Consider the following 26,670-nt stretch of genomic DNA (forward strand, 5'->3'; position numbering starts at 1 on the left):
CTCGGCCATGTACGCGGACTGGGCGGCGGCCGCCGAACAAGCGATCGTGACCCGGCATCTGCGGCGCGTCTGGGGGATTCCCGGCACCCTGCTGGGCCGTAGCGGCTGGCCGCCGACCCCCGATCAGCGACTGCACTGGCACTGGAACTACTGGTGGCAGGCGCACCTGCTGGACTGCCTGATCGACGCCCAGCTCCGCGCGCCCGAACCCGCCCGCGCCGGGGCGATCGAGGTGTTCCTCCGTTCCATCCGGCTCCGGAACTTCGGCCGGTGGTCCAACGCGTACTACGACGACATGGCCTGGCTCGGCCTCGCCGCGCAACGGGTCGGCGCGAACGCGCCGCTGACCGTCGTTTTGAGCGAACTGCGGTCGGCGTGGACCCCCGAGGGCAGCGGCGGGATCTGGTGGCGCAAGGGTGACCGGTTCAAGAACGCGCCGTCGAACGGCCCGGCGGCCATCCTGCACGCGCGGGTCGGCGAGCACGACCGGGCGCGAGAGTTGTTCGCCTGGATGGAAACCACGCTCGTCGACCCTGGCACCGGCCTGGTCTGGGATGGTCTGCGCGTGGACGACAACGAGCTCGTCAAGATGATTTATACCTACTGCCAAGGAGTTTTCCTCGGCGCCTGCCTCGAACTGTCCGAAATAGACAGTGCGGCGAGGACCGTGCGGGCGGTGGCAGGCCACTGTGCCCGCGACGGCGTGCTGCACGGCCAAGGCGGCGGGGACGGCGGTCTGTTCGCCGGCATTCTGGCCAGGTACCTCGCCCTGGCCGCCCGGAAACTGCCAAGCGGGCAGGAGGCCGACACGGCGCGGGCGCTCGTACTGGCCTCGGCCGAAGCGTGCTGGAACGGCGCCGCGGACGCACCGGGCGGTCCACTGTTCAGTCCGGAGTGGACAGAGCGTGCCCCGGCGAACCCGGCGGATCACCCGGCACGGGATCTCTCCGTTCAGGTGGGCGCCTGGCTTCTGTTCGAAGCGGCCGCCACTCTCGCGTGATCGGTTCTCAGCACCCGCAAGAAGCGCGGTGCATCAGGTGCGGTGGAAGGCGCAGGGTCGTCGTGGCCCGATCCGGATCGGCGATACGGGCCAGCAGAAGCTGAACGGCACGGCGTCCGATCTCCTCGATGGGCTGGGCCATCGTGGTCAACGGCGGCTCGACGAGGTCGGACCACTCGGCATCGTCGTAGCCGGCGACGGCGAGGTCGGTGCCGATGCGGAGGCCGCGCGAACGCGCCTCGTGCAGCACACCCACCATCATCGCGTCGTTCGCCACCACCAAACCGGTCGGCCGGTCGGGCAGGTTCAGCAACGCACGCAGTGCCTCGGCGCCCCCGTCACGGGTCGAATACCCGCACGCGACCAGTTCCTGGTTCCACGGCAGTCCGCCGCGACCGAGGCCGAGCCGGTAGCCGAGAATGCGTTCCTCACTGGTGGTAAGGCCCGCCGCACCGCTGACAAAGCCGATGCGGCGGTGTCCGAGCGAGGCCAGGTGTTCGGTCAGCGCCGAGGTCGACTGGATGTTCTCCACACCGACCTGGTCCACGTCGGTCCGGGTGGTCAGCCGGTCGAGCAACACGGTCGGCACGCCCAGCGAGACGAGTTCGGTGACGACCGCGCCGTCGCCGGGTGACGGCGTGAGAAGCACACCGTCGACGCGGCGCGAGCGCAGCGCACGGACCGTGTCCTGCTCGGTCGCCACGGTGTCGTGCGTGTCGGCGAGCAGCACGGTATATCCGGCCGACGCCGCCTCACGTTCGACCGCCTGCATCAACGTGGCGAAATAGGGGTTGGCCACCAGGGAGATCGCCAGTCCGATGGAGCGGGTGCCGCCGGTCACCAGCGAACGCGCGATCGCGTCGCCGGTGTAGCCGGTGGTCTCGATCGCGCGCAACACCGCGTCCCGCGTCGCCGGCGCCACGGCTCTGGTGCCGTTGACCACGTGCGAAACGGTGGTGATGGAGACCCCGGCGAGCTCGGCGATGTCCCGCTGGGTCGGTCTCGGCGACTGCACCGTCCACGTCCTCCTCGCAAGCGTTTGCGCAAACGCTTGCCGAAAATCATAAGCGGCTTTAGCGTCCGGGGCAGCACGAGTTGTGCGCCATCGCGGAATATTATGCAAAGGGGATGCTGCCGGTGGTGAAGTGCGTTCTCGCGGGTTTGTGCACGGTCGACATCGTGCAGCGAGTCGCCGAGTTGCCCGCGCCCGGCGAGAAGGTGGCGTCGCTTTCGATGGAGGTAGCGGCGGGCGGTCCCGCGACGAACGCGGCGGTGACCGTCGCGGCACTCGGCGGCTCCGCCGTCCTGGTGACCGCCCTCGGCTCTCACCCACTCGCTGATTTCGCCCGCGCCGACCTCGCGGCCTGCGGTGTCGAGGTCTACGACGTGACACCGGAATCCCCCGCACCTCCGGCACTTTCCGCGGTCGCCGTGCGAGAACGCGACGGGGAACGCACCGTCGTGTCCCGCAACGCCGGCGCTTTGCCGCCGTCGAGCCGCCTGTCGTTCCCGCGACATCACGACCTGGTGACCAGCGCGAGCGCGGTGCTGATCGACGGTCACCATCCGGACCTGGCTCTGGGAGCCGCGCGCAGGGCGCGAGAACGCGGAATCCCCGTTCTGCTCGACGCCGGAAGCTGGAAGCCGGTTCTGACGGAGCTGCTGCCCTTGGTGGACATCGCCGCGTGCTCCGCGCACTTCCGGGCTCCGAGCGAGAGCCTGAGGGAACGCGGCGTGCCGATCGTGATCACCACGGCCGGTGCCGACCCGGTGCGGTGGTGCACTCCGGAGAGCTCGGGCGAAGTCCCGGTGCCGGAGGTCGCGGCGCGGGACACCCTCGGCGCCGGCGATGTCTGGCACGGCGCGCTCGCCTACGGCGTCGGGCGCTTCGAACTACCGGAACTCATCCGGCTGGCCAACGAGGTGGCCGCGACCCGTGTCGAGCATGTGGGCCCGAGGTCGTGGCTCACGGCGGTGAAGAACAGCGGTGCGAGGCGCCAGATGGCAGAAGGGATGTCATGAGTTTCGACGAATTGCGGGACAGGGCCGAGGCGCTGGCCACGAACGGCAAGAGGGTCCTGCTCGGCATCGTGGGTTCCCCCGCGTCGGGCAAGACCACGCTCGCCCGCGGCCTCGCCGACGCGCTGGGGGAGCGAGCCGTCGTGGTCGGCATGGACGGATTCCACCTCGCACAGGTGGAGCTCCGGCGGCTGGACCGGGCTGAGCGCAAGGGCGCGCCCGACACGTTCGACGCGCACGGTTACGTCCATCTCCTGCGCAGGCTGAAAGAAGCCAAGGAGACGGTCTACGCCCCGGAATTCCGCCGCGAGATCGAAGAGCCCATCGCGGGAGCGGTCCCCGTTCCGCCGGAGATCCCCCTGGTCATCACCGAAGGCAACTACCTGTTACTGGACTCGGATCCGTGGCACGCGGTGCGCGGCCTGCTCGACGAGGCGTGGTTTCTCGCACCCGACGAGCACGACCGCATCGAACGGCTGGTCACGCGGCACCGGCGATACGGGCGATCGCTCGTCGAGGCTCGGACCCGAGCCCTGGGCACCGACCAGCGCAACGCCGACCTGATCGCGCGCACCATCGATCGCGCGGACCTGGTGCTGGACGACCTCCCACTGACGAATTTCGCCGTCTGACGCCTGTGGATATCTCCAGCCGGTGAGCGGTCCTCCGATCCGTCGAGGCCGAAAAGCGCAGCAGGTCAGCCGGGGATGCGAAGTTGTCCCCAAAATGTGGATGAATTGAAGAGTTGTCCACAGGTGCCGAGACTTTCGCTGGGTAGCCTGGCGCCCAGGGGCTACCACGGCACGCGCGACAGGCACCGCACTCAGAGTGATCAGAGGCACTGAGCGCGGTTCAAGCCCGCCGGCGTGTGAGGCAAAGAAAGGATCGGCCGGCCGAATATGTCGAAGCTGACGAGTGTGCATCATCTTGCACTCACCGTGACGGATGTGGACCGGAGCGTGCCCTGGTACGAGCGGGTACTGGAACTCAGGGAAATCGCCCGGCGCGAAGACCCCGAGAACGGGATTCGCAAGGTGCACCTGCGGGCTCCGGGAGACGCCTTCACGGTGGCCTTGGTCCAGCATCCCGACACCGAACGCGGCGGCTTCGACGAGCGGAGAACAGGGCTGGACCACGTGGCGTTCAAGGTCGACACCCACGCGGAACTCGCGGAGTGGGAACGACGACTGGCCGAGTACGGCGTGACCTACACCGCGGCGACCCCATCGCGCACCCTGCCGGACGCCGCCGTGGTGGTGTTCCGCGACCCCGACGGCATCCAGCTGGAAATCTGGGCCGATACCCACTCCTGAGCCCCGGCGCCACACGGACACCGGGGACCGGCGTCAGGCGGCGTTGACACTCGCCTCGGTGTCGGTGTCGATCGGACGGCGGATTTCCCGGCGGTAGCGGACGATCCCGTAGGCCGTGCCGAACACGAAGAACACCACCGAAACCCACAGAATCACGGTATTGACCCAGGGCAACGCGTTCAGCAGCCCGGCACCGTAGTAACCGACCAGAACCAGCGTCGGCACCCACAGCACGGCTCCGAGCGAGGTGGCCAGCAGGAAACGCCGGGGGTCCATCCGCGCGGCACCCGCGATCAGCGGGGCGAGCGTGCGTACCCACGGAATCCACCGCGCGGTCACGATGGCGAAGAAACCCCTGCGGTCCAGGAAGTTCCGTGCCCGATCGAGTTGCTCGCGATTGAGCACTCTCCCACCACGCCGTGCGATGACATGGATTCCGGTCTGCCGCCCGATGTAGTAGCCGAGTTGATTACCCGCGATCGCGACCACCAGCGCGGCCAGTGAGAGCAGCCACGCGTTCAGTTCCGTCTGGTGTGCCGCGAGGATCACCCCGGCCGCGAACAACAGCGAATCACCGGGCAGAAACAGGCCGATGATCAGCGCACATTCGACGAACACGAAGCTGAGCACGATCACCCACACCACTACCGGGGTAGCGGTGTGCAGCCAGTTCAGCCAGCCGACATCGACGCCTTCGGACGCGGCGGAAACGACACTCACGGGCCGAAGCCTACGTTGCGCCAGCCGGACATTGTCATCCGATCGGCCGAATTGCCGGATCCGTTACCCACGGTAGAGGGCCACTTCACGCGGTCAGCACCCTAGAACTGAGGTAGGGACTCGCCTTGTACCGCCTCGATATCCAGTTCGATCTTGACTGTGGAACCGACCGCGGCGATGCCTGCGCGGACCATCGCGTTGTAATTGATCGCGAAATCGTTGCGATGCAATTGGGTCTCCGCGTGGAACGCCGCCCTTACCCCGCCCCAAGGATCGGGCGAGTAGCCACCGTAGGTGAGCGCCAGTTCGACCGGCCGCCGCTCACCGTGGAGGGTCAGGTCTCCGGCCAGCGTCCAGGTGTCCGAGCCGCGCTGGTGCATCGCGGTGCTCTCGAAGGTGATCACCGGATACTCCTCGACGTCCAGGAAGTCGGCCGAGCGCAGGTGGTCGTCGCGCATCTTGATCCCGGTGTCGATGCCCGCGGCCTTGATCAGCGCCCGCACCGACGAACGCTCCACCGGCCTGCCGATGGTGATCCGGCCTTCGACATCGCTGAACCGCGCCTTGACGCTGGCGATGCCCAGGTGGCGCGCGGTGGCCACGACCGTCGAATGCATTGGGTCGATCGTCCACGGCCCCTCCGGCGGCAGCTCGATCGCGCCGGCGACCGGAGTCAGCACCACCACGCCGAGCGAGCCACCGCCGTCCGAACCGATCTGGGCCGTCCTGGCGACCGGCGAATATCCGGCGCTGGTGAACACCGCGGTGTAGAGGCCGGGGGGCAGTGGCTCGGTGGCCACCGCCCCCTTGTTGTCGGCCACCGCACGCGCGACCTGCTGGCCCTGCATGTCGGTCATGGTCAGCACGGCGTTGTCCACCGACCAGCCTTCGGCGGTCCGAACCTGCGCGATCAGCCCACTCATGTGTGGTCCGCCAGCTCGTCGAGCACCTGCTCGTAGCCAAGGCGCACATCGTGCGACGCCTCACCGCCGGTCAGCGAGACCCGGCTGGTGGCGGGCGGGTAACCGCTCGCCACGACCGTGTAGTCGCCCTCGGGCAGATCGCTCACCACGTAACGGCCCGCCGCGTCCGTGCGGGCCACCGCGGCCACATGGCCCTGGGAGTCGAGCACCGTGATCCGCGCGTCCGGCACCACTCTGTCTCCTTCGGTGCGAGCCGTCCCGCGCAGGGTGATCGCCGGGATGAGCTCGAGATCCTGGCTCAGCAAGCCGCTGTCCGGCAGGGTGAGCATGGTCGCCACCGGCCGCATGTTCTCGGCGCTGGCGACGAGCGTGTAGGTACCCGCGCCCATCCCGCTGAACGAGTATGCGCCGTCACTGTCGGTGATGGCGGCTCCGGTCACCTCGCCGTGCGCGTCGGTGAGGGTGACGGTCGCGCCGGGGAACGGCGTGCCGTGCCCGGTGACCCGGACCACCCCGGTCAGACCACCCGAACCGATGAGCGTGAGGTCGAGCTTCGCCGCGTCGTGCCCGACGACCACACTGGCCGCCTGCGGCTGATGTCCGTTCGCCGACACGATCAGCACATAGGTGCCCGCGCCCGGCGCGCCGATACGGTAGCCGCCGTCATCGCCTCCGATCGCCCGCGCCACCTGCCTGCCGTGCTGGTCGATCAAGGTCAGCGCGGCGGCGGGCACACCCCGGCCGTCCTGCCGCCGGATGTGCCCGGTGACCGGCAGGTCGCCCGCGCTCATGACCGGAAGCTCGGCGGAGCCGTTGGCCGCCGGCAAGGACGACACGGCCGCCTGCAACGCGCCGTGCCCGTTGTCGGACGCCTTCGCGTGCCGTCCGGCACCCGCGCCCACCAGAGCCGGTTCCGGCTGGGTCAGCGCTTCTTCCGCGTCCGCCCAGCGCTCGTTCTGCGCGACCTCGCCGGTGAGCGGGGACGTGCTGCCCTCGACCGGCGCGGGCGCCGAGACGGGACCGCCCTGCAGCGGGATCTCCTTCACGAACAGCAGCACCAGAGAGGCCAGCACGGCGACTCCGGCCGCGACGTAGAACACGCCGTGCATGGAGTTGGTGAACCCGGTCAGGATGGGGACCCGGACCCGGTCCGGCAACTGTTCGATCAGCGAGGTGTTGGACTGCAACGCGTTGAGCTGACCGCCGCTGAAGCCGGGGGGCAGCTTCCCGCCGAAAGCGTCGGAGATCTTGTTCGGCAACAGGTTGAACAGGATGGTCAGGAACACCGCGACCCCGAGCGTCCCGCCCATCTGCCGGAAGAACGTCGACGCGGCGGTGGACACGCCCATGTCGCTGCGCGGGCCCGCGTTCTGGGCCGCGATGGTCAGGCTCTGCATACACCCACCGAGACCGAAACCGATCACCAGCGAGTAGGTCAGCGGCTGCCACAGCGGGCTGTCGTAGTGGACCTGCGCGTACAGCGCGGCGCCGACCGCGATGATCAGCGTGCCGACCACCGGCAGGACCTTGTAGCGGCCCGTCCTCGCGGACAGCTGCCCGGAAATCTGCGAGCTGATCATGATGCCGAGCACCAGCGGAAGCATCAGCAGACCGGCTTCGGTCGGCGAATACCCGCGAACCACCTGGAAGTACTGCGGCACCATGGTGATGCCACCGAACATCGCCACACCGACGATCGCGGTGCCCACGATGGTGACGCTGAAGGTCGAATTCCGGAACAGCCGCAACGGCAACAGTGCTTCGTCCTTCATCACGTATTCGACGAAGATGAACAGCACCAGGCCGAAGGCCGCGATCGCGTAGCAGATCACCGCCTTGGTCGAACCCCAGCCCCAGGTGCGGCCCTGCTCCGCGACGAGGAGCAGCGGTACCACGCTGACCGCCAGCGAAATCGCGCCGAACCAGTCGACGCGGTGGTCGGACCGGCTACGGTGCGGCAGGTTGAGGACCCGGCCGACGACGAACAGCGCGATGATGCCGACCGGGACGTTGATCAGGAAGACCCAGCGCCAGCCCGCGATGCCACCCAGGCTGTCGACACCGGAGAAGAACCCGCCCAGCACCGGTCCCAGCACCGTCGCGGAGCCGAAGACGATCATGAAGTAGCCCTGGTAGCGCACCCGCTGCCGCGGCGGCACGATGTCACCGACGATGGTCAGCGCCAGCGACATCAGACCGCCGGCGCCGAGCCCTTGGAAGGCACGGAACGCGGCCAGTTCGTACATCGAGTTCGCGAAGGTGCACGCGGCCGACCCGATCACGAACAGCGTGATGGCGGTCAGATAGAACGGCTTGCGGCCGTAGATGTCCGACAGCTTGCCGTACAGCGGAGTCGAGATGGTGGCCGTGATCAGGTAGGCCGTGGTGGCCCAGGCCTGCTGGTCGAACCCGTGCAGGCTGTTGGCGATCCGGACGATGGCGACGCTGACGATGTTCTGGTCGAGCGCGGCCAGGAACATGCCCAGCAGCAGCCCGCTCATGATGGTCAGAATCTGCCGGTGTGACAACGAAAACGGACTCTCCCCGGTGTCGCCGCCCGGCGCGGCCACCGCGCCCCCTTGGGACACCGACGGTTGTCGGCTTGCACTCGTCATGTCTCAAGCCCCCTTGTTCTGTTCGCAAATTTGTGGAGTGTGTGCCTCGAGCCCGCTGTTGAGCCGGTCGAGAAGATCACTGAGGGTGCGCCGGTCGTCCTCCGGCCAGTCGGCCAGCACACCGGCCAGCCATTCGTTCCGATGCCGTCGGCTCTCCTCGAACACGCGAAGGCCCTCGGCGGTGGGCGCGAGCAGGCAGGCCCGCCCGTCCTCGGGGTCGGCCTGGCGTTCGACGAGCCCGTGCTGCACCAGCGCGCTGCTCTGCCTGCTGATCGTGGAGATCTCCGAGTGCAGCGACTCGGCGAGCTTGCTCGTGCGCTGTGGACCGTCGTGGATCAGGTGGAAGAGGATGGCGTAAGCGGCGCGTTCGACTCCGTTCGCGCCCTGCTTGGCCATCATCGACTTCGCCGTCTTGCCGACCAACCGCATGAAGCGCACGAGTTGCACGCCGAGCTCGTCGGCAAGGTCGAGTTCGGCCTTGTCGATACCCTCCTGACGGAGTGGAGACGCCATGCTGCACCCCCTTCCCAGAACTCTTACTTGGCGACTGCAACTAGTTGACTGACGCAAGGATGCCACCCGATTGATTGGTTGCGCCAGTCAATTACCTCGCTCTGTGTCACAAGACACTTTAGTTGCCAAAGGCAACTGGTTTCTCACGCCTGTGGTCACCGCTGGTCACCGTAGGCCCGGGGTACGACAATTCCCGGACATGACCGATGACGCCCTGCGCGAACTCCTCCGCACCCGCCCCTTCGGCGTGCTCGCGACCATCAAACGCGACGGCAGGCCACAGCTGTCCAACGTCAACCACTTCTACGACACCGGATCCGGCCGGATCCTGGTTTCCGTCACCGACGGCAGGGCCAAGACCCGCAACCTGCGGCGCGACCCGCGCGCGAGCTTCCACGTGAGCAGCGAGGACGGCTGGTCGTACGCGGTGGCCGAAGGGACCGCCGAACTGTCGGCGGTCGCCGGGGATCCGCACGACGACGCCGTGGAAGAACTCGTCGAACTGTACCGGAAGATCCGCGGAGAGCACCCCGACTGGGCGGACTACCGCGCCGCGATGGTTGCCGACCGGCGGCTGGTGCTCCGGCTCCACGTCGAACGGATCATCGGGGTCATCCAGTAGTCGACACCACATAACGGAAATAATTTTCCGCGATACGAATTTCGGCGTCTACCATGCCTCCATGGGCACCGAAGCACTGCTGGCCGAACTGCGCGAAGCGCTGGGCAAGGACGCCGTCCTCACCGATCCCGACATCACCCACGGTTACTCGCGGGACATGATGCCGCTGGCACCGGCGGGACGGCCTCTGGCGGTGGTGCTGCCCGCCGATGTCGAAGGCGTTCAAGCGACCGTGCGCGCCTGCGCCCAAGCGAAGGTGCCGATCGTGCCGCGCGGTGCCGGCAGCGGACTGTCGGGCGCGGCGAACGCGATCGACGGCTGCGTGATGCTGGTGACGACCAAACTCGACCGGATCCTGGAGATCGACCCGGCCAACCGGCTGGCCGTGGTGGAACCGGGCGTGGTCAACCTCGCCCTCAGGCAAGCCGTGGAGAGGGAAGGCCTGTTCTATCCACCCGACCCGTCCAGCTACGACTGGTGCACCATCGGCGGCAACCTGTCCACCAACGCGGGCGGGCTGTGCTGCGTGAAGTACGGCGTGACCACCGATTCCGTGCTGGGGTTGGAAGCAGTGCTCGCTGACGGCTCGCTGCTGAAGACCGGCCGCCGCACGGTCAAGGGAGTGGCGGGCTACGACCTGGCGAAGCTGTTCGTCGGCAGCGAAGGCACCCTAGGCGTGATCACGAAGGCCACCGTGGCGCTGCGACCTCTCCCGCAGGCACCCGGGACGCTGGTCGCCGGGTTCGCCACCACCGAGGCGGCCGGAGAGGCGGTCACGCGCGTGGTGCGGGAGGGCCTGGTTCCCTCGCTCATGGAGATCATGGACGCCACGTCGATCAAGGCGGCCGAGTCCTACCTCAACACCGACCTCGGTGCCGGCTCGGACTGCCAGGCCCTGCTGTTGTGCCAGTCGGACTCGGGCGGCGAGGCCGCGCAGCGGGAACTGGCGGCGCTGGAGAAGATCTGCCTCGAGTGCGGGTCGACCATGGCCTACGCCACCGACGACCTCGCCGAGGGAAAGATGCTCCTGGAGACCCGCCGGGTGGTGCTCACCGCGCTCGAACAGTACGGGATCTGGCTGACCGACGACGTGTGCGTGCCGCGCACCCGGATCGCCGAACTGATCGCGGAGTGCCGGCGGATCAGTGAGGAGACACGCCTGCGGATAGCCGTGGTGGGGCATGCCGGCGACGGCAACATGCATCCGACGATCGTCTACGCCCCCGACTCGGAAGACGAGTTCGCCCGGGCACGCCAGGCGTTCGACGACATCCTCGCGGTCACCATGGCACTCGGCGGCACGGTCACCGGCGAGCACGGAATCGGCAAGGTCAAACGTGAGTGGCTGGAACGGGAGATCGGGCCCGTCGGTCTGCGGGTGCACCGCCGGATCAAGCGGGCGCTCGACCCGGACAACCTGTTCAACCCGGGCTCGATGTTCTCGCGGTGATTCCTCGTCAGCGGTCGATGCGGGGAATCTGCTGGGTGGCGTCGGTGTCGATCCGCTGCGTGGTCTCGGCGTCCGATTCCGAATCCGGCCCGGCCGCGGTGCGGGCGCGCCGGTTGCGGTACCACTCGACGACGATCGGGAGCACCGAGACCAGGACGATCAAGATGAAGATCGCCTCGATGTTGTTCTTGATGAACGGGATGTTGCCCAGCACGTGCCCGAGCGCGGTGATGCCCGCGGCCCAGAGGATGCCGCCGATGACGGTGTAGGTGAAGTACTTCTTGGGATCCATCCGCCCGACGCCCGCGATCCAGGTGATGAAGGTGCGGACGAAGGGGACGAAACGGGCCAGCACGACCGCCTTCGGGCCGTGCTTTTCCAGGAAGGCGTGCGTCTTGTCGACGTACTCCCGTTTGAAGAAGCGGGAATCCGGGCGGCGGAACAGCGCCGGGCCCGCCTTGTAACCGATGAGGTAGCCCAGCGCGTTGCCCACCAGGGCGGCGACCGAAACCACGAGGCAGACCAGCCACAACGGTGCGTGGATCGAGCCCTGCGCGACGAAGAGCCCGGCGGTGAACAGCAACGAATCACCGGGCAGCACCGGGAAGACGCTGCTTTCGATGAAGATGACCAGGCACAGGCCGACGATCACGTAGGCGCCGAACTGGGTCAGCAGGTATTCGGGATTGAACCATTTCGGCATCAGAGCCAGTGTGGTCGTGGTCTCAGCGAGGATCACGTCAATAGACGGTACAGGCTCACCCTGTGTGGCTCCGGCACCCCGGTGCCCCGGTGCCCGGGCTCAGAGCAGGGTGATCAGTCCGATGACCGATCCGGTGGCCAGCCCGAGCAGGACGGCGAGCAACAGGACCCAGTACGCGGGAATCCGGTTCGCGACGGGGTTCCTGGAATCCGGGCGGGGCGTGCGCACCGTACGTGGTTCCGCGATCGCGGCGCGTTCCCGTTGGGGAGAGCCGGAAAGCGGCCCGTACCCCGGTTTCTCCGGCGCGGGCTCGGGCGCCGGCGAACTCCTCGCCTGCGCACGCAGGGCGTCAGCCAGCAACCGCTCGGGGTCCTGGGCCTCGGTCACGTCGACCAGAATAGCCAGGCCGGCACGCGCTTCTCGACGCACGCGGTCCCTTGGCACACCGGCGTCACCGAAACGAGGACGAAAACGCTGTCGGTGTCATGCTGATTTTTCCGCGATCTTGCGGGCGCGCTCGGTGGCCACCTTTGCAGCCGTGAGTTGACACAAGGGTGTCACGCCACCCATTCGCCGCGCCGGAGAACCCGGACGGGCCGCAGGTCCTCGTCCAGGACGACGAGGTCGGCGGCGAGCCCGGTGCGCAGCGAGCCGGTGCGATCGGCGATGCCGAGCAGTTCCGCCGGACGTCCGGAGGTCGCGCGCACCGCGTCGGGGATGCCGAGCCCGGCGGCGCGGACCAGGTTCCGGAACGCCACGTCCATGGTCAGCGTGCTGCCGGCCAGCGATCCGGTCTCGGCCACGGTCGCCACGCCGTCGCGTACGTCGACCTCCAGCCTGCCCAGGCGGTAGCGGCCGTCGGCGGCGTCGGTCGCGGACATCGCGTCGCTGATCAGTACCGTGCGCCCCCGCCCGACGTACTTGGCCGCCAGGCGCAACGCGGTCGGATGGACGTGGACGAGGTCGCAGATGAGTTCGATGGTGACCCGCTCGTCGTCCAGCAGCGCGCCGATGGGTCCCGGCTCGCGATGATGCAGCGGGCGCATTCCGTTGAACAGGTGGGTGCCCACCGTGGCACCCGCGTCGATCGCCGGGCGGATCTGCTCCTCGGTGCCGTCGGTGTGCCCGATCGCGGCGATCACCCCGGCCTCGACCAGTTGCCGGACCGCCCGCACCCCGCCGGTCAGTTCCGGGGCGAGGGTGACCATGCGGACCGCGCCGTGACCGGCGTGGAGCAGGGCGTCCACGGTGGCGGCGTCCGGTTCCCGCAGGAGAGCGGGATCGTGGGCGCCGCAGCGGGCCGCCGCGAGAAACGGGCCCTCCAGGTGGATTCCGGCCAGTTCGCCGTCTTCGACCAGTTCACGCAGCACCGCCTGCTGGTTGACCAGCGAGCGGATCGGCTCGGAGACCAGGCTCGCCAGCATGGTGGTGGTGCCGTGACGGCGGTGCGCCGTGATCGCGCGGATGATCTCCTTGGTCTCGGCGCTGGAGAACGATCCGCCGCCTCCGCCATGGCAGTGCGTGTCGATGAAGCCGGGGACGACGAGCGCACCGGCGAGGTCCAGCCGCTCGCCGGGGGGAGGTGTGCCCGTGCCGACCCCGGCTATCCGTCCCTGCGCCACGGCGAGCCAGCCACCGTCGACCAGTCCTTCGGGAAGCGCCAGCCTGCCATCGGTGAGCACGAGATCCGTCACGCGCTCAAGCATATATTGGTCTAAACCAAGCTGGCCCATCTTTCCCGGTACCTGGGCATAACCCACCCGTTAGGGTGAGTTTCTAGGTTGTCATGGCCTTCTGCAACGACTCCAGGGCGCGGCTGGCGGTGGACTTCACCGTGCCCTTGGAGATCCCGGCCACTTCGGAGATTTCGGCCTCCGACAATCCACCGTAGTACCTCAGCACCAGGACCTCACGCTGGCGCGGCGGCAGCTTGGACAGCGCACTGACCACCGCCTGATGCTCGCTGGAGAGCATGGCGAGGCTCTCCGCGGACCGTGCGTTGACCGCGTGCGGCGGCACGTACTCACGAGCGGTCTTGCGCCGCCGCAAGACGCTGCGAGAACCGTTGACCACCGCCGTACGCAGGTAGCCCACGGCCGCCTGCGCATCGCGTAGCTTGCCCCAGTTGCGATGCAGGCCGGTGAACGCCTCCTGCACCACGTCCTCCGCCGTGGCCAGCTCGTCCACCAGCAGGATCGCCAGCCGGACCAGGCGCATCCGGTGCGTCCGGTAGAGATCCTCCAGAGTGAGCGGCGCGGCCGGCGCCACCTGCTGGGATCCGTCGATCGTGCGCAGGTGCCCGAGTGTGCGCTCGACGCTGCGCTCCGCGCTGCCGTCAGGCATGTACTCCGTCCCGTCCTGTGTCTCTCCGACGCGGCTAGCGTATCGGTAGCGAGGTTGTCGTAGTTCCACACGGAGGTAAGACGTGCCCTGGTTCGTCGTCGAGACCAAGTATGTCCCGGAAAAGTACAAGGCAGTGCGGCCGGCGCACCGCGAGTATCTGCAGGCACTCGCGGATGAGGGCACGGTGGCGGTGGCCGGTCCGGTCGGCGAGGACATCGGCGGGCTCATCGTCTGTCAGGCCGAAAACGCCGAGGAACTTCAGAAGATCCTCGACGTCGACCCGTACCACCTCGAAGGCGCGCTCGCCGAGCGGACGGTGCGCGAGTTCAAGCCTGTGATTGGTTCCTGGGTGCCGTAGCGGCCCGCCCGGCTGGTCCGACGACCGCGGACTCGTGGGCGCCCCTGGCCGCGATGTCGTCGAGCGCGGCCTGGTCCATCCGCGGCATCTGCGTCCGTGAGCCCAATTCGACCAGCCGGGGCAGGAACGCGCGGAACAGTTTGAGAACCCCCACCCAGCGCGGCACGTGGATGGCCCTGGCCCGGCGCAGGATGCCGGCTTCGAGGTCGTCGAGCGCGACGTTCAACGGGTAGGTCCGGCCGAGCGGGCCGGGCGTCTTCGACCGCATCCGGCCGAAGACCGGGTGCGCGTCGGCGCTTTCCACCAGATCCGTGCGAATCCAGGTCGGATGCGCGACCCCGACCTTGACGCCCAGGTGCGCGACCTCCGCACGGAGGCTGTCGCAGAACGCCTCCACACCGGCCTTCGCGGCGGCATAGTTCGCCATACCCGGCGCATGGGCGATCGCGGCCAGCGACGAGATCGCGAGCAGGTAGCCCCTGCTCGCGACCACGTGCGGCAGCGCGACGCGGAAGGTCCGCCACACGCCGAGCAGGTCCACTTCGATGACCTTCTCGAAGGCTGCCGGGTCGATGGACCGGACGAAACCGGTGGTCGCGATTCCGGCGTTGGCCACCACGACGTCGATACCGCCGAAATGCTCGACGATCTCGGCGATCGCCTTCTCCAGGGCGGCCCAGTCGGTCACGTCGGCGGTCCACGACCGGCCACCGACCTTCTCCGCGACTTCCTTCTGCTGCTCGGCCTCCAGACCGACCAACGCCAGCCGCGCCCCGCGAGCGGCCAGTCGTTCGGCCAGCCCTGCCCCGATCCCGCGGGCGGCTCCGGTGATGAGGACGACTTTGCCGTTGAGGTCCTTGGTGGCCATACCGGCAACCTACAACAACTTACCGACAGTAGGCTACTGCCCAGTAGAGGTAATTGCTTCCCGCCGAACGGGTCATCGGGTGGACTCCGGGGCCGACGCGTCGTCCAGTGCGGCGAGTTCACCGTCGGCGAGCCGGAGTTCGACGGAGGCGAGAAGATCGGCGAGTTGCCCGACAGTGCGCGCGCTGGCGATCGGCGCGGTCACGGTCGGCCGCGCGGCCAGCCAGGCGAGCGCCACGGCGGCGGGCGAACTCCCGTGCGCCGCGGCGATTTCGTCCAGCGCCGCCAGCACCCGTTCGCCCCGCGCGTCGAGATAGGCGAGGGCGCCCGCGGCCCGCGGACCCTTCTCGTCCGCCTCGGCAGCGCGGTACTTGCCGGTCAGAAATCCCCTGGCCAGGCCGAAATAGGGCATCACGGACAATCCTTGCGCACGGACCAGGGGCGCCAATTCGGTCTCATAGTCGCGCTCCATCAGGTTGTAGTGCGGCTGCAACGCGACATACCGGGCGAAACCCTCGCGGTCGGCCACGGAAAGCGCTTTCGCCAGCCGTGCCGCCGTGTAGTTCGAGGCGCCGAGATAACGGACTTTCCCGGCGCGCACCAGTTCGTCGAAGGCGCCGAGGGTCTCCTCGAGCGGTACGTCGTCGAAGTCCCGGTGCGCGTAGTACAGGTCGATGTGGTCGGTCCGCAACCGGCGCAGGGAGTCCTCGGCGGCCTCCCTGATGTTCTTCGCGGACAAACCGGGATGCCGTTGCCACGAACCGACCTTCGTGGCGATCACCATGTCGTCACGGCGGCCGCGAGCGGCCAGCCAGTCACCGATGATCGTCTCCGAGTCGCCGCCGGAAAGTCCGTCCCGGCCTGCCATGTAGACATCCGCGGTGTCGACGAAGTTGCCGCCTGCCGCCGAATAGGCGTCCAGCACGGCGAACGAATCCTCCCGGTCCGCGGTCCAGCCGAAGACATTGCCTCCGAGGTTGAGCGGGTAGACGTCGAGATCGCTGTCACCGATTTGGGCCATGTCCCACGGTAACCGGAATGAACCGGATCACCGGCCGGGTTGAGACTGACATGACCATTTCACTCGGCAAACTCGGAATCTGGCAGCACACTTCCGGTCTCACCCCGGAACTCGCCGCGGAGGTGGAGAAACTCGGCTACGGCGCGATCTGGATCGGCGGTTCCCCCGAAGGCGGCCTCGGCATCGTGGACGAACTGCTCGACGCCACCGACCACATCGTCGTGGCCACCGGCATCGTCAACATGTGGAAGGACGACGCCGCCACGGTGGGCGCCTCCTATCACCGGATCGTGGCCAGGCATCCGGGCCGTTTCCTGCTCGGTGTCGGCATCGGGCACCCCGAGGCCACCAAGGAGTACAAGAAGCCCTACGACAAGATCGTCGACTACCTCGACCAACTCGACGAAGCCGGCGTGCCCACCGAAGACCGGGCCCTCGCCGCGCTCGGGCCCAAGGTGCTGAAACTCGCCGCGGAACGGACCGCGGGCGCGCACCCGTACCTCACCACACCTGAGCACACCCGCGAGGCCCGGAAGGTGCTCGGCGACGGCCCACTGCTCGCGCCCGAGCACAAGGTCCTCCTGGAAACCGACCCCGACCGCGCCAGGGAGATCGCCCGCGCCAAGGTCAGGTCCCCGTACCTGCAGGCGATCAACTACCTGAACAACTTCCGCCGGCTCGGCTTCACCGACGAGGATTTCGCCGACGGCGGCAGCCCGCGGCTGCTCGACGCCGTGGTGGCCTGGGGCACGCCCGAGGCGATCGGCGCCCGCATCGCCGAGCACCTCGACGCCGGCGCCGACCACGTCTGCGTCCAGGGACTCGGCGACGATCCGCTGGCGGCCTATCGCGCGGTGGCCGAAACCCTGCTTTCTTGATCTTTCACCGGAAACGGCGAAGTTCGGCCCTGGGCCGCGGCACTCTGACGCCGCGGCCGGCAAGCTCGTACGATTCAGACCAGGAAGGCGCCCACTTGTAGGAGGACCAGAAATGCCCATCGCCACCCCCGAGGTCTACGCCGAGATGATCGACCGGGCCAAGGGAGGCGAGTTCGCTTACCCGGCCATCAACGTGACCTCCTCCGAAACCCTGAACGCGGCACTGGCCGGCTTCGCCGAAGCCGAGAGCGACGGCATCGTCCAGGTGTCCACCGGCGGCGCGGAGTTCCTCTCCGGCACGCGGGTGAAGGACATGGTCACCGGGGCGACCGCGCTGGCCGAGTTCGCGCACGTGGTGGCCGAGAAGTACCCGGTCAACATCGCGCTGCACACCGACCACTGCCCGAAGAACAAGCTCGACGGGTTCGTCAGCCCGTTGCTGGACATTTCCCAGGAACGGGTGAAGCGCGGCCAGAACCCGCTTTTCCAGTCGCACATGTGGGACGGCTCGGCCATCGACCTGGACGAGAACCTCAAGATCGCCACGGACCTGCTGGAGCGGGCGGCTCAGGCCAAGATCATCCTCGAGGTCGAGATCGGCGTCGTCGGCGGCGAAGAGGACGGTGTCTCGAACGAGATCAACGAGAAGCTCTACACCGCCGAGGGTGACTTCCTGAAGACGGTGGAGGCGCTCGGCACCGGCGGCAAGGGCCGCTACCTGCTGGCGGCGACCTTCGGCAACGTGCACGGCGCGTACAAGCCCGGCGCGGTGAAGCTGCGTCCGGACGTGCTCAAGCGCGGCCAGGCCGTCGTCGCCGAGAAGCTCGGCCTCGGCCAGGACGCCAAGCCGTTCGACCTGGTCTTCCACGGCGGTTCCGGTTCCCTGCTGGAAGAGATCCACGAGGCGGTGGGCTACGGCGTGGTGAAGATGAACGTCGACACCGACACCCAGTACGCCTTCTCGCGTCCGATCGCGGACCACTTCTTCACCAACTACGACGGCGTGCTGAAGATCGACGGCGAGGTCGGCAACAAGAAGACCTACGACCCGCGCAGCTACCTCAAGAAGGCCGAGGTCTCGATGGCCAACCGGGTCGTCGAGGCGGCGCAGGCGCTCAAGTCCGCCGGGACGAAGATCAGCTGACCCTCGCGGGAGCGTGGTTTTGGAAGGAAGGGGCGTTTACTACGGACTATCCGTAGTAAACGCCCCTTCCTTCGTTTCCGGTCAGCGGTGAGGACCCTGCCGGCCGAGGGTTTCCACGGGGGTCGCGCCGGGGCGGGTCCACTGCGGAACGGGGCGGCTGGTCGGGCCCCAGGTGACGTTCCCGTCCGCGTCCGTACGCCAGTACCAACACGGAGGGCGCCCCTCGGGCCAGCCTTCGGGCTTGTCCTCCCATGCCTCGCCGCGACCGTAAGGCGTCATGTCGAGAAGACCGAACGACCCGGCGAACCGCTCGTTGCCACGGCCCGTCGTGGAATAGGTGAGGAACACGCGGTCGCCGTCGCGCAGGAAGCTGGTGAGGTGAGCCATGGCTCCGCCGACCGGCTCCTCCACGTCACGCACCGAATACCAGGGCTGGGTGTAGCCCATGAACTCGACGTACGCGGCCACCTCGTCCCACCGGCCCGTGGTCAGGATGGCGAACGAGACACCGCGCGCGTTGAGGTAGACGGCGTCCTTCAGGTGCCAGGCCAGGTTGGTACAGCCCTCGCACTGCCCCTGGTGGGGTGCGCCGTCGTACCACATGTGCTTGTAGACCAGGAGCTCGTCACGGCCCTGGAACAGGTTCAGGAACGGGACCGGGCCCGCCGGTCCGACGACCTCGACAGTCCCGTCGAACTCCACCATGGGCAGTCGGCGGCGGGCCGCGGCGATCGCGTCACCCTCGTGGGTGTGAGCCTTCTCCCGGACCAGGAGTTCGTCACGCGCGGCCTGCCAGGTGGCAAGGTCGACGACGGGCGGGCGGCCGGGCGGCGTGGTCGTCATGGTGTCCTCCGTGGTGTCTCGGGGCGGGCAGCGTCCTCCGTGGCCACCAGAACAGACCTGCGTCGCAGCCGGAACTCATCGCGGCGGACCACGTCGGATTGGCACGCGAGGTATCGGCCCGGCGTCACCGCGAGTGGGCGGCAAGGCCCCGGTTCGCGGATGCCGCGGCCATGGCTAGATTCGAGGTATGACCAACCTGCTCGAACCCGAGCCGACCCGGTTGCCCGAGCGCGCCGGCCCCGAGGCCGCGCTCGACGCCGGCACCGACCCCACCGAAGTCGCCGCCGAGCACCCGGATTTCAGTGAGGCGTGGGCCGCGCTGGCCGAGCGTGCGCTGGACGCGGGCGAGATCGTCGCCGCCTACGCCTATGCCCGCACCGGCTACCACCGCGGTCTCGACCAGCTCCGCCGCAACGGCTGGAAGGGCTTCGGCCCGGTGCCCTGGAGCCACCGGCCGAACCAGGGCTTCCTCCGCGCCCTCGCGGTGCTGGGCAAGGCCGCCGGCCGGATCGGCGAGACCGAGGAGTACGAGCGCTGCCGTACCTTCCTCGCCGACTCCGACCCGGAAGCGGCCGAGGCGACCGGCCTGACCTGAAGTCCAGGCGGGTCACTCCGCCAGTTGGGCGCAGTTGTCCGGTGCCTTCGCGCCGTGGAAACGCCCCTCCAGCCAGGAGAAGGCGAGCGGATAGGCGTTGACCGCGCCGCCGACGTGCGTGGGCACCGGCAAGGTGTCGAACTGCACGGTCGCGCCGAGCGAGCACCACGACCGCGCCATCTCACGCCCCTGGCCGTAGGGCACGATGTCGTCTGCGGCGCTGTGTGCGACCAGGACGGGCACGGTCGGTTTGATCGAGCCGATCAGCTGTTCGGCGACGACCGAGGCGAACGGCTCCTGCCCGAGGTAGGCGGTGATCGGACGGCCGTCCTTGGTCAGGTCCGCGGTTCGGGTGAAGGCGTGGGCGATGAGGCCGTCGCCGGTGCACTCGGTTTCGACCTGTTTGGCGGCCTGCTTACCGCGATCGTTGAGCAGGGCGGGTACGTCCAGGTCCGGGTAGGCGTAGTTCATGCTCGCGACCGCGAACAACAGGAACGCCGCCGCGTAGTGACCGTCGAGATTCTTCGCCACGGCGGCGAGATCGGCCGGTGGCGCTCCGGCGTACGCACCTTTCAAATCGAGTTCGGGAGCGTAGGCAGGCTGGAGTTCCGCCGCGGCCGCGGACGCGCCGCCACCCTGGGAGTAACCGGCGATGGCGACCGGGCCGTCACCGGGCAGCCCGTCCGCGGGCAGGCGCTGGGCCGCACGGACGGCGTCGAGCAGCGCGTACCCCTCGGCCTTCCGGTTGACGTAGGTGTGCAGGCCGGGCATGCCCAGGCCCTCGTAGTCGGTCACCACGACGCCGTAGCCACGGGCCAGCAGGCCGGCGATGAACGGACCCTCGTACTCGTTGCCCGCGGCGAGCGCCTTCGAAGGCGCGCACTGGTCCCCCATGCCCTGTGTGCCCGGGGCGTAGCCGACGACCGGCCGCGGGCCGGCGCCGGACCACGGCGCCGAAGGGGTGAGCACCGTGCCGGTCACCGCGACCGGGTCCCCGTGGGTGTCCGTGCTGCGGTACATGATGCGCTGCGCGCTCGCGGGCGCGGCCACGAGCCGCGCCGGGTCGAGGAAGAACCGGCTGGGTTCGTGACGGAGGACGTCGCCCGGGCGGGCGCCCGCCAGCGACGAAGGGGGATCGTAGAAACCGAACGCGGCAGCCGGTGCCGTACCGGCCAGCAGCGTGATCGTGATCATCATGGCGATGGCCACCGGCCGACGGTGCGATGTCCGCATAGCGCCCCCGTAATTTTCGACACCGTTGTCGGAAAACAGGATCAGTGAGGTGGTCGAAGATGTCAACGGCCGGTGGCCGCGGACCTGGGCGGCCGCGCAAACTCCCCGCCGCGGAACAGCGCGAGCGCGTGCTGAGCGCGGCATGCCAGGCCTTCGCGGCGCACGGCCGTCAGGGCACCACCATCGAGGAGATCGCCCGGCTGGCCGGCCTGACGCGACAGGCGGTGTACGAGCAGTTCGGTGACAAGAACGCGCTGTTCGACGAGGTCGTCGCCCACGTCGAGGACCTCGCCTACACCACCATCGCCGCGCAGGGCGCGGGCGACGCCGACCTCGGCCTGAAGCCCTGGGCCCGGCGGAACTTCGCCACCCTGTTCGCGTTCGTGGCCGAGCACCCCGAAGCGAAGCCGATCCTGGACGAGGCCGAACGCACCGGCAACCCGGCCTTGACCCGGCTCCGCGCCCGGCTCGCGGAGGTCTACACGAAGGCCAGCCGGCAACGATGGGTGGCGCACGGAATGGAACCGGGACGGGCCGACACCGCACTGGTCACGATGTACTTCGCGATGACCGAAGCTCTGGTGGGCCTGTCCTGGGACGGGCCGGCGCCGGACCGCGAAGCCCTCATCGACCTGCTGACCGAGTTCACCGTCGGCGGTGTGCTGCGGCTCCATCGCCAGTCGCCGGACGTGATCGCCCGCGTGCGGGGCCCTGTCGAATGAGCAAGGCGGATTTACTCGGCCGAACGGATCAGGCGCAGGTCCTCGGTGTGCCGGTACCAGGTCCAGCGCTCGACGGGCCGTGGATGCTCGACCCCGTCGTAACGAGGTCGAGCGGGGGCACAGCCGAGCTGGAAAGCCCGAGAAGTGACCGTTTCCCCGCTCTTGAACAGGCCCTTCCGTACTCGCACCGCGAGCCCGGCCACCGCGTCCGGCCACACCTCGATGGCGCGGGCGGCGCCACGAAGGGCCACGAAGTCGTCGCAGTAAGCCACCCCGCGAACCGGTCCGATAGTGCCCTTGGCCACAAGTACTCCGCCCGCGTCGTCACGCACGAGGGGCACCGGGTCCGGTTCGGCGGTGAGCGCGACTTCGAGCGCGCGAGCAGGATCCAGCGGCAGGCCCCAACGGCGCGCCACCTCGGAGCCCGCCACCGTGGGCACGAAGCCGACCGGCGTGCCGGCCAGTTTTTCCTTGCGCAGCAAGCGGACCACGACCGCGGCGAGATCGGCGTCGCTACCGGCGACGACCAGCGGGACATCGGGATGGGCCGACAACAGCGGGTCGATCTCGGCCTTGCCCGGCCGTGACGGCACTCGCTCGACGAGATCCGGAAGGCGCGGCAGCACGTCCGTCGCCCCGCACACGAGCACCAATCGCCGGGCCACATGCTCCTCCGTTACGCTCATGCATCGGCTTCACCTTAAAACGCCGAATACCTGGAGTTTCACATGCCGGCCATCGTGCTCATCGGGGCCCAGTGGGGTGACGAAGGCAAGGGCAAGGCCACCGACCTGCTCGGCGACCGCGTCCAGTGGGTCGTCCGCTATCAGGGTGGCAACAACGCCGGCCACACCGTCGTGCTGCCCACCGGGGAGAACTTCGCCCTGCACCTGATCCCGTCCGGGATCCTCACACCGGGGGTCACCAACGTGATCGGCAACGGGGTCGTGGTGGATCCCGGCGTGCTGCTCGACGAGCTCGACGGGCTGGAGAAGCGCGATGTGGACACCGGCGGCCTGCTGATCTCGGCCGACGCGCACTTGATCATGCCGTACCACGTGGCCATCGACAAAGTCACCGAGCGCTACCTGGGCAGCCGCAAGATCGGCACCACGGGCCGTGGCATCGGCCCGTGCTACCAGGACAAGGTGGCGCGGGTCGGCGTGCGCGTGCAGGACCTGCTCGACGAGAAGATCCTCCGGCAGAAGGTCGAGTCCGCGCTGGAGGTCAAGAACCAGATCCTGGTCAAGGTCTACAACCGCAAGGCCCTCGACGCCGGTCAGGTGGCCGACGAGGTGCTGGCCGCGGGTGAGAAGTTCGCCCACCGCATCGCCGACACGCGCCTTCAGCTCAACAAGGCGCTCGAACGCGGCGAAACCGTGCTCCTGGAGGGTTCACAGGGGACGCTCCTCGACGTGGACCACGGCACCTACCCCTTCGTGACGTCGTCGAACCCGACCTCCGGTGGGGCATGCGCGGGCTCGGGCATCGGGCCGGGCCGGATCACCAGCGTCCTGGGCATCCTCAAGGCGTACACCACCCGCGTGGGGTCCGGGCCGTTCCCGACCGAACTGCACGACGAGATGGGCGAACACCTGCGCAAGGCGGGCGGGGAGTTCGGTGTCACCACCGGGCGTTCCCGGCGCACCGGCTGGTTCGACGCGGTGATCGCGCGCTACGCGGCGCGCGTCAACGGCATCACCGACTACTTCCTGACCAAGCTCGACGTGCTGTCCGGACTGGAGAAGGTGCCGGTCTGCGTGGCCTACGAGGTCGACGGGTTCCGCACCGAGGACATGCCCATGACGCAGACCGACGTGCACCATGCCCTGCCCATCTACGAAGAGCTGCCGGGCTGGTGGGAAGACCTGTCCGAATGCCGGTCCTTCGACGAGCTGCCCGCCAACGCCAAGGCCTACGTCGAGCGCCTGGAGGAACTGTCCGGCGCGCGGATCTCGGCTGTCGGCGTCGGGCCCGGTCGCGAGCAGACCATCGTCCGGCACGACTTCGGGTAAGCGCGGTCGTCGGGCGGCTGGGGATCAGGAAGCGACCGGTTCGGGAAGGGGTTCCGCCGCCGGGGCAGCGGGCTTGCGGGGCAGCAGGAACGCCGGGACGAGGCAAAGCGCGGCGAGTGCGAGCGTCCACACGAACGTCCAGGCGAAGGCGTCACCGGCCGCTTCGGCCGCCGATTCGTGCGTGGCCGGATTCATCAGCAGCGCGCTGGCGGCGAGCTGGCCTTGGCTGGTGGGCACGCCGAACTTCCCGGCGAGCAGGCCGGCCAGCACGATCGAAGCGAACGCCGAGCCCACCGCGCCCGCCGTCTGCTGCACGATGTTCACCGTGGTGGAGGCGCGCGCCAGGGAGCGCTCGGTGAGCGTCTGGAGCGCGGCGGCGCTGATCGGCATCATCGTGGCCCCCATGCCGAGACCCATCACGAACAAACCGGCGAGCAGCAGCGGATACGCCGTATGGGCGCCGAGTCGGGTGAACACCGACGCGCCGGCGAGGATCAGCACCAGACCGGGCAGCACGACCTTGCCCGGCCCGATCCGGTCGGCCAGCCTGCCGCCGATCGGCATGGTCAGCATCGCGCCGATGCCCTGCGGTGCGAGCAGGAGCCCGGCTTTCAGCGCGGTTTCCCCACGCACCAGCAGGAAGTAGGTCGGCAGCACCAGCATCGCGCCCATGAAGGCGACCACGAACAGCGACAGCGTGATCATCGCGACGCGGAAAGTCTTGTCCCGGAACAGTTTCAGGTCCACGAGCGGGTTGGCGGTCCGGCCGGCGCGCACGACGAAGCCGATGATCAGCGCGAGGCCGCCCACGGTGGGCAGCCATACGCCGACCGAACCGACCCCACCCGCCTGCGGAAGCTTGGACAGACCGAAGATCAACAAGGCGAGTCCCGGCGACAGCATCAGCATGCCGGCGAAGTCGAACCGGTCGGCGGGACGCGGCTCGTCCCTGGGCAGCAGCCGCAGGCCGAGCAGGAACGCCACCGCGCCGATCGGCACGTTGATGTAGAAGATCCAGCGCCAGCTCACCGCGTCGACGAGGTACCCACCGAGGATCGGTCCGCAGATCGGACCGAGCAGCATCGGGACCCCCAGCACCGCCATCACCCGGCCGATCCGCCGCGGCCCGGCCGCCTTGGTCATGATCGTCATGCCCGCAGGCATGAGCATGCCGCCGCCGAGGCCCTGCACGACCCGGAACGCGATCAGCGACGGGAGACTCCAGGCCATTCCGGCGAGCATCGAGCCGAGGAGGAACAACCCGATGGAAAGCAGATAGAGCCGTTTCGTACCGAACCGGTCGCACGCCCAGCCGGTGACCGGGATGACGGTCGCGAGCGCCAGCAGGTAGCCGGTCACCACCCACTGGATGGTGTCGAACGACGTCTGGAACCGCAGGGTGAGCGCCTGCAGCGCGACGTTGACCACCGTCGAGTCCAGAATCGCCATGACCGCGCCGAGCACGACGACCGCGGCGACCTTCAGCACCGCGGCGTCGAGTCTGTCGGAACCCGCGGCGCGGGCGTCGATGTCAGCCATAAGGTCCGTCCTTGGTCACATGGGTACGCCGAAGCCAAAGAGCTCCGGCGCTGACGAACCCCCATGACTTTCACACCGAAGAATAATCAAACGGACATCCGCGGCCCACCGTTTTTCCCTAAGAGCGCACGGCGATGAGCGCGGTGTCCGCCTGGTCGGCGAAAAAGCCGTCGATCCCGGTGGCCAGGAACGCCGCTTCCTCGGCGAAGATGTTCCCCCACGCCCTCGGGTCGTCCGACGAGCGCAGGTTCGTGGGCAGGAAGGCGTTTTCGTTACGGAAGGTGTACGGCACGACCTTGAGGCCGGCGTCGTGCGCGTTCCGGACCAGCGAGGTCGGCGCGGTCAGGTTGCCGGCCTTGTCCAGTGGGATGATCTGCCCCTTCTCGGGGCCGAGATAGTCGGCGTAGGTGGAGATTTCCTTCAGGCCGGCCGGAGTGACCAGGTCGGCATAGGTCCGCGGATCGCCCTTGGCGACGAAGTCGGCGGGCGCCCCGGTCGCGGAAGTGAGTTGCAGCAGCGGTACTCGCACCATCCGCTTCAGCTCTTTGAGGTTGCCCACCTCGAAGGACTGGATGATCACCGGCGCGCCGGGGCGGTTCAGTCCGTTGCGCTCGAGGACGGCCGCCAGTTTCGGCTCGGTGGGCATGCCGATCGACGCGAAGTAGGTGGAGTGCTTGACCTCGGGATAGGTGCCGAGCGTGCGGTGCAGTTCCCGGCCCAGCCGACGGGTCAGGTCCAGCACCTCCTGGTAGGTGGCGATGGGCCAGCGCCCGTTGTAGATGGTGTTGTCCGGCCGGATGTCGGGAATGCGTTCGACCGCGCGCAACGTCTTCAGTTCGGCGAGGGTGAAGTCCTCGGTGAACCAGCCGGTCTCGCTTTTCCCGTCGACCACCTTCGTGGTCTTGCGATTCGCGAACTCGGGGTGCTTGGCCACGTCGGTGGTTCCGGTGATGTCGTTTTCGTGCCGGGCGACCAGCTGGCCGTCCTTGGTCGGTACGAGATCGACGTCGACCCAGTCCGCGCCCTGCCGGAAGGCGAGTTCGTAGGAGGCGAGCGTGTGCTCGGGCCGGTAGCCCGGAGCGCCCCGGTGGCCGACGACCACGGGCCCGTCACCACCGGTGTGCGTCTCCTCCGTGGCGGCACCGGGCGCGGCGGCGCCCAGCAGGGTCAGCCCGGTCAGCACAAGGACCCCCAGTTTCTTTCGCATCTGTGGCAACCTCCAGACAAGGGATGA

At 68.5% G+C, this 26,670-nt stretch carries 28 protein-coding genes; 12 read left to right on the top strand and 16 right to left on the bottom strand.

All coding sequences use genetic code 11. The features are described 5' to 3' along the window. Positions 1–7 precede the first annotated feature (7 nt). On the top strand, positions 8–1,000 hold the full coding sequence (locus tag ACFSXZ_RS15910; protein ID WP_378266477.1) for a glycoside hydrolase family 76 protein: 993 nt from the start codon (positions 8–10) through the stop codon (positions 998–1,000). 7 nt (positions 1,001–1,007) lie between these two features. Here ACFSXZ_RS15910 and ACFSXZ_RS15915 read toward each other — a convergent pair whose 3' ends face one another. Next, complete coding sequence (locus ACFSXZ_RS15915; RefSeq protein WP_378265795.1) at positions 1,008–2,015, bottom strand: LacI family DNA-binding transcriptional regulator; 1,008 nt, start codon at positions 2,013–2,015, stop codon at positions 1,008–1,010. A 113-nt stretch (positions 2,016–2,128) separates the two neighbouring features. Between ACFSXZ_RS15915 and ACFSXZ_RS15920 the strand changes: the two genes are divergently transcribed. The 3 genes from ACFSXZ_RS15920 to ACFSXZ_RS15930 all read left to right on the top strand — a co-directional run bounded on the left by ACFSXZ_RS15920 (position 2,129) and on the right by ACFSXZ_RS15930 (position 4,332). Further along, positions 2,129–3,022 carry a PfkB family carbohydrate kinase gene (locus tag ACFSXZ_RS15920; protein WP_378265796.1) on the top strand — a complete coding sequence of 298 codons (894 nt, stop codon included), beginning with the start codon at positions 2,129–2,131 and terminating at the stop codon, positions 3,020–3,022. Next, entirely contained in the window at positions 3,019–3,651 is a 633-nt protein-coding gene (locus tag ACFSXZ_RS15925; protein ID WP_378265797.1) for a nucleoside/nucleotide kinase family protein, read from the top strand. Before ACFSXZ_RS15920 ends, ACFSXZ_RS15925 begins: the two co-directional genes overlap by 4 nt. A 267-nt stretch (positions 3,652–3,918) precedes the next feature. Further along, positions 3,919–4,332, top strand: coding sequence for a VOC family protein (locus ACFSXZ_RS15930; protein WP_378265798.1), 414 nt, complete (start codon positions 3,919–3,921; stop codon positions 4,330–4,332). A gap of 33 nt (positions 4,333–4,365) precedes the next feature. Here ACFSXZ_RS15930 and ACFSXZ_RS15935 read toward each other — a convergent pair whose 3' ends face one another. The 4 genes from ACFSXZ_RS15935 to ACFSXZ_RS15950 form a co-directional block, all read right to left on the bottom strand. After that, positions 4,366–5,052, bottom strand: a complete 687-nt coding sequence (locus ACFSXZ_RS15935; protein WP_378265799.1) for a DedA family protein — start codon at positions 5,050–5,052, stop codon at positions 4,366–4,368. Between the two features lie 101 nt (positions 5,053–5,153). Then, positions 5,154–5,975 carry a YceI family protein gene (locus ACFSXZ_RS15940; protein WP_378265800.1) on the bottom strand — a complete coding sequence of 274 codons (822 nt, stop codon included), beginning with the start codon at positions 5,973–5,975 and terminating at the stop codon, positions 5,154–5,156. Beyond that, complete coding sequence (locus tag ACFSXZ_RS15945; RefSeq protein ID WP_378265801.1) at positions 5,972–8,590, bottom strand: MFS transporter; 2,619 nt, start codon at positions 8,588–8,590, stop codon at positions 5,972–5,974. Before ACFSXZ_RS15945 ends, ACFSXZ_RS15940 begins: the two co-directional genes overlap by 4 nt. Positions 8,591–8,593: 3 nt before the next feature. After that, the gene (locus ACFSXZ_RS15950; protein WP_378265802.1) at positions 8,594–9,103 is read right to left on the bottom strand and encodes a MarR family winged helix-turn-helix transcriptional regulator; all 510 of its coding nucleotides are present in this window, start codon (positions 9,101–9,103) and stop codon (positions 8,594–8,596) included. 199 nt (positions 9,104–9,302) lie between these two features. On the opposite strand from ACFSXZ_RS15950, the gene ACFSXZ_RS15955 reads away from it, so the two are divergent. After that, positions 9,303–9,725 (top strand): PPOX class F420-dependent oxidoreductase, encoded by a 423-nt coding sequence (locus ACFSXZ_RS15955; RefSeq protein ID WP_378265803.1) that lies wholly within the window; start codon positions 9,303–9,305, stop codon positions 9,723–9,725. 61 nt (positions 9,726–9,786) lie between these two features. Further along, positions 9,787–11,175 carry an FAD-binding oxidoreductase gene (locus tag ACFSXZ_RS15960; protein WP_378265804.1) on the top strand — a complete coding sequence of 463 codons (1,389 nt, stop codon included), beginning with the start codon at positions 9,787–9,789 and terminating at the stop codon, positions 11,173–11,175. 7 nt (positions 11,176–11,182) lie between these two features. Here the strand turns inward: ACFSXZ_RS15960 and ACFSXZ_RS15965 are convergent, their stop codons facing one another. From ACFSXZ_RS15965 to ACFSXZ_RS15980, 4 genes are all read right to left on the bottom strand, one after another. Further along, on the bottom strand, positions 11,183–11,914 hold the full coding sequence (locus tag ACFSXZ_RS15965; RefSeq protein WP_378265805.1) for a DedA family protein: 732 nt from the start codon (positions 11,912–11,914) through the stop codon (positions 11,183–11,185). A gap of 63 nt (positions 11,915–11,977) precedes the next feature. Beyond that, positions 11,978–12,265, bottom strand: coding sequence for a hypothetical protein (locus ACFSXZ_RS15970; RefSeq protein WP_378265806.1), 288 nt, complete (start codon positions 12,263–12,265; stop codon positions 11,978–11,980). A 170-nt stretch (positions 12,266–12,435) separates the two neighbouring features. Then, positions 12,436–13,584 (bottom strand): N-acetylglucosamine-6-phosphate deacetylase, encoded by a 1,149-nt coding sequence (gene nagA, locus ACFSXZ_RS15975; protein ID WP_378265807.1) that lies wholly within the window; start codon positions 13,582–13,584, stop codon positions 12,436–12,438. Between the two features lie 70 nt (positions 13,585–13,654). Further along, positions 13,655–14,221, bottom strand: coding sequence for a SigE family RNA polymerase sigma factor (locus ACFSXZ_RS15980; RefSeq protein ID WP_378265808.1), 567 nt, complete (start codon positions 14,219–14,221; stop codon positions 13,655–13,657). Between the two features lie 82 nt (positions 14,222–14,303). On the opposite strand from ACFSXZ_RS15980, the gene ACFSXZ_RS15985 reads away from it, so the two are divergent. After that, entirely contained in the window at positions 14,304–14,579 is a 276-nt protein-coding gene (locus tag ACFSXZ_RS15985) for a YciI family protein (RefSeq protein ID WP_378265809.1), read from the top strand. Here ACFSXZ_RS15985 and ACFSXZ_RS15990 read toward each other — a convergent pair. Together ACFSXZ_RS15990 and ACFSXZ_RS15995 are read right to left on the bottom strand one after the other, a co-directional pair. Further along, on the bottom strand, positions 14,548–15,447 hold the full coding sequence (locus ACFSXZ_RS15990) for an SDR family oxidoreductase (RefSeq protein ID WP_378265810.1): 900 nt from the start codon (positions 15,445–15,447) through the stop codon (positions 14,548–14,550). The two genes, ACFSXZ_RS15985 and ACFSXZ_RS15990, sit on opposite strands and share 32 nt — an antisense overlap. A gap of 72 nt (positions 15,448–15,519) precedes the next feature. Beyond that, positions 15,520–16,467 (bottom strand): aldo/keto reductase, encoded by a 948-nt coding sequence (locus ACFSXZ_RS15995; protein ID WP_378265811.1) that lies wholly within the window; start codon positions 16,465–16,467, stop codon positions 15,520–15,522. A gap of 50 nt (positions 16,468–16,517) precedes the next feature. Here ACFSXZ_RS15995 and ACFSXZ_RS16000 point away from each other — a divergent pair, with 50 nt between their 5' ends. Then, a complete protein-coding gene (locus ACFSXZ_RS16000; RefSeq protein WP_378265812.1) occupies positions 16,518–17,345 on the top strand; it encodes an LLM class F420-dependent oxidoreductase in 828 nt (275 codons plus the stop codon). 112 nt (positions 17,346–17,457) lie between these two features. Further along, on the top strand, positions 17,458–18,489 hold the full coding sequence (gene fbaA / locus ACFSXZ_RS16005) for a class II fructose-bisphosphate aldolase (protein ID WP_378265813.1): 1,032 nt from the start codon (positions 17,458–17,460) through the stop codon (positions 18,487–18,489). A gap of 81 nt (positions 18,490–18,570) precedes the next feature. Here fbaA and ACFSXZ_RS16010 read toward each other — a convergent pair whose 3' ends face one another. Beyond that, positions 18,571–19,332 carry a DUF899 family protein gene (locus ACFSXZ_RS16010; protein ID WP_378265814.1) on the bottom strand — a complete coding sequence of 254 codons (762 nt, stop codon included), beginning with the start codon at positions 19,330–19,332 and terminating at the stop codon, positions 18,571–18,573. Positions 19,333–19,519: 187 nt separating this feature from the next. Between ACFSXZ_RS16010 and ACFSXZ_RS16015 the strand changes: the two genes are divergently transcribed. Continuing rightward, a complete protein-coding gene (locus tag ACFSXZ_RS16015; protein WP_378265815.1) occupies positions 19,520–19,927 on the top strand; it encodes a DUF3151 domain-containing protein in 408 nt (135 codons plus the stop codon). A 12-nt stretch (positions 19,928–19,939) separates the two neighbouring features. Here the strand turns inward: ACFSXZ_RS16015 and ACFSXZ_RS16020 are convergent, their stop codons facing one another. Next, on the bottom strand, positions 19,940–21,160 hold the full coding sequence (locus ACFSXZ_RS16020; RefSeq protein ID WP_378265816.1) for a lipase family protein: 1,221 nt from the start codon (positions 21,158–21,160) through the stop codon (positions 19,940–19,942). Between the two features lie 59 nt (positions 21,161–21,219). Between ACFSXZ_RS16020 and ACFSXZ_RS16025 the strand changes: the two genes are divergently transcribed. Beyond that, positions 21,220–21,882 carry a TetR/AcrR family transcriptional regulator gene (locus ACFSXZ_RS16025; protein WP_378265817.1) on the top strand — a complete coding sequence of 221 codons (663 nt, stop codon included), beginning with the start codon at positions 21,220–21,222 and terminating at the stop codon, positions 21,880–21,882. 11 nt (positions 21,883–21,893) lie between these two features. Here the strand turns inward: ACFSXZ_RS16025 and ACFSXZ_RS16030 are convergent, their stop codons facing one another. Then, positions 21,894–22,568, bottom strand: a complete 675-nt coding sequence (locus ACFSXZ_RS16030) for a hypothetical protein (RefSeq protein WP_378265818.1) — start codon at positions 22,566–22,568, stop codon at positions 21,894–21,896. Positions 22,569–22,610: 42 nt separating this feature from the next. Here ACFSXZ_RS16030 and ACFSXZ_RS16035 point away from each other — a divergent pair, with 42 nt between their 5' ends. Beyond that, complete coding sequence (locus tag ACFSXZ_RS16035; RefSeq protein WP_378265819.1) at positions 22,611–23,897, top strand: adenylosuccinate synthase; 1,287 nt, start codon at positions 22,611–22,613, stop codon at positions 23,895–23,897. A 24-nt stretch (positions 23,898–23,921) separates the two neighbouring features. Here ACFSXZ_RS16035 and ACFSXZ_RS16040 read toward each other — a convergent pair whose 3' ends face one another. Both ACFSXZ_RS16040 and ACFSXZ_RS16045 read right to left on the bottom strand, forming a co-directional pair. Next, positions 23,922–25,436 (bottom strand): DHA2 family efflux MFS transporter permease subunit, encoded by a 1,515-nt coding sequence (locus tag ACFSXZ_RS16040; protein ID WP_378265820.1) that lies wholly within the window; start codon positions 25,434–25,436, stop codon positions 23,922–23,924. Positions 25,437–25,554: 118 nt separating this feature from the next. Then, on the bottom strand, positions 25,555–26,643 hold the full coding sequence (locus ACFSXZ_RS16045) for a glycerophosphodiester phosphodiesterase (protein ID WP_378265821.1): 1,089 nt from the start codon (positions 26,641–26,643) through the stop codon (positions 25,555–25,557). Between the last annotated feature and the right edge of the window lie 27 nt (positions 26,644–26,670).

The sequence above is a fragment of the Amycolatopsis pigmentata genome (assembly GCF_042684065.1).
Classification (GTDB): Bacteria; Actinomycetota; Actinomycetes; order Mycobacteriales; family Pseudonocardiaceae; genus Amycolatopsis_E; species Amycolatopsis_E pigmentata.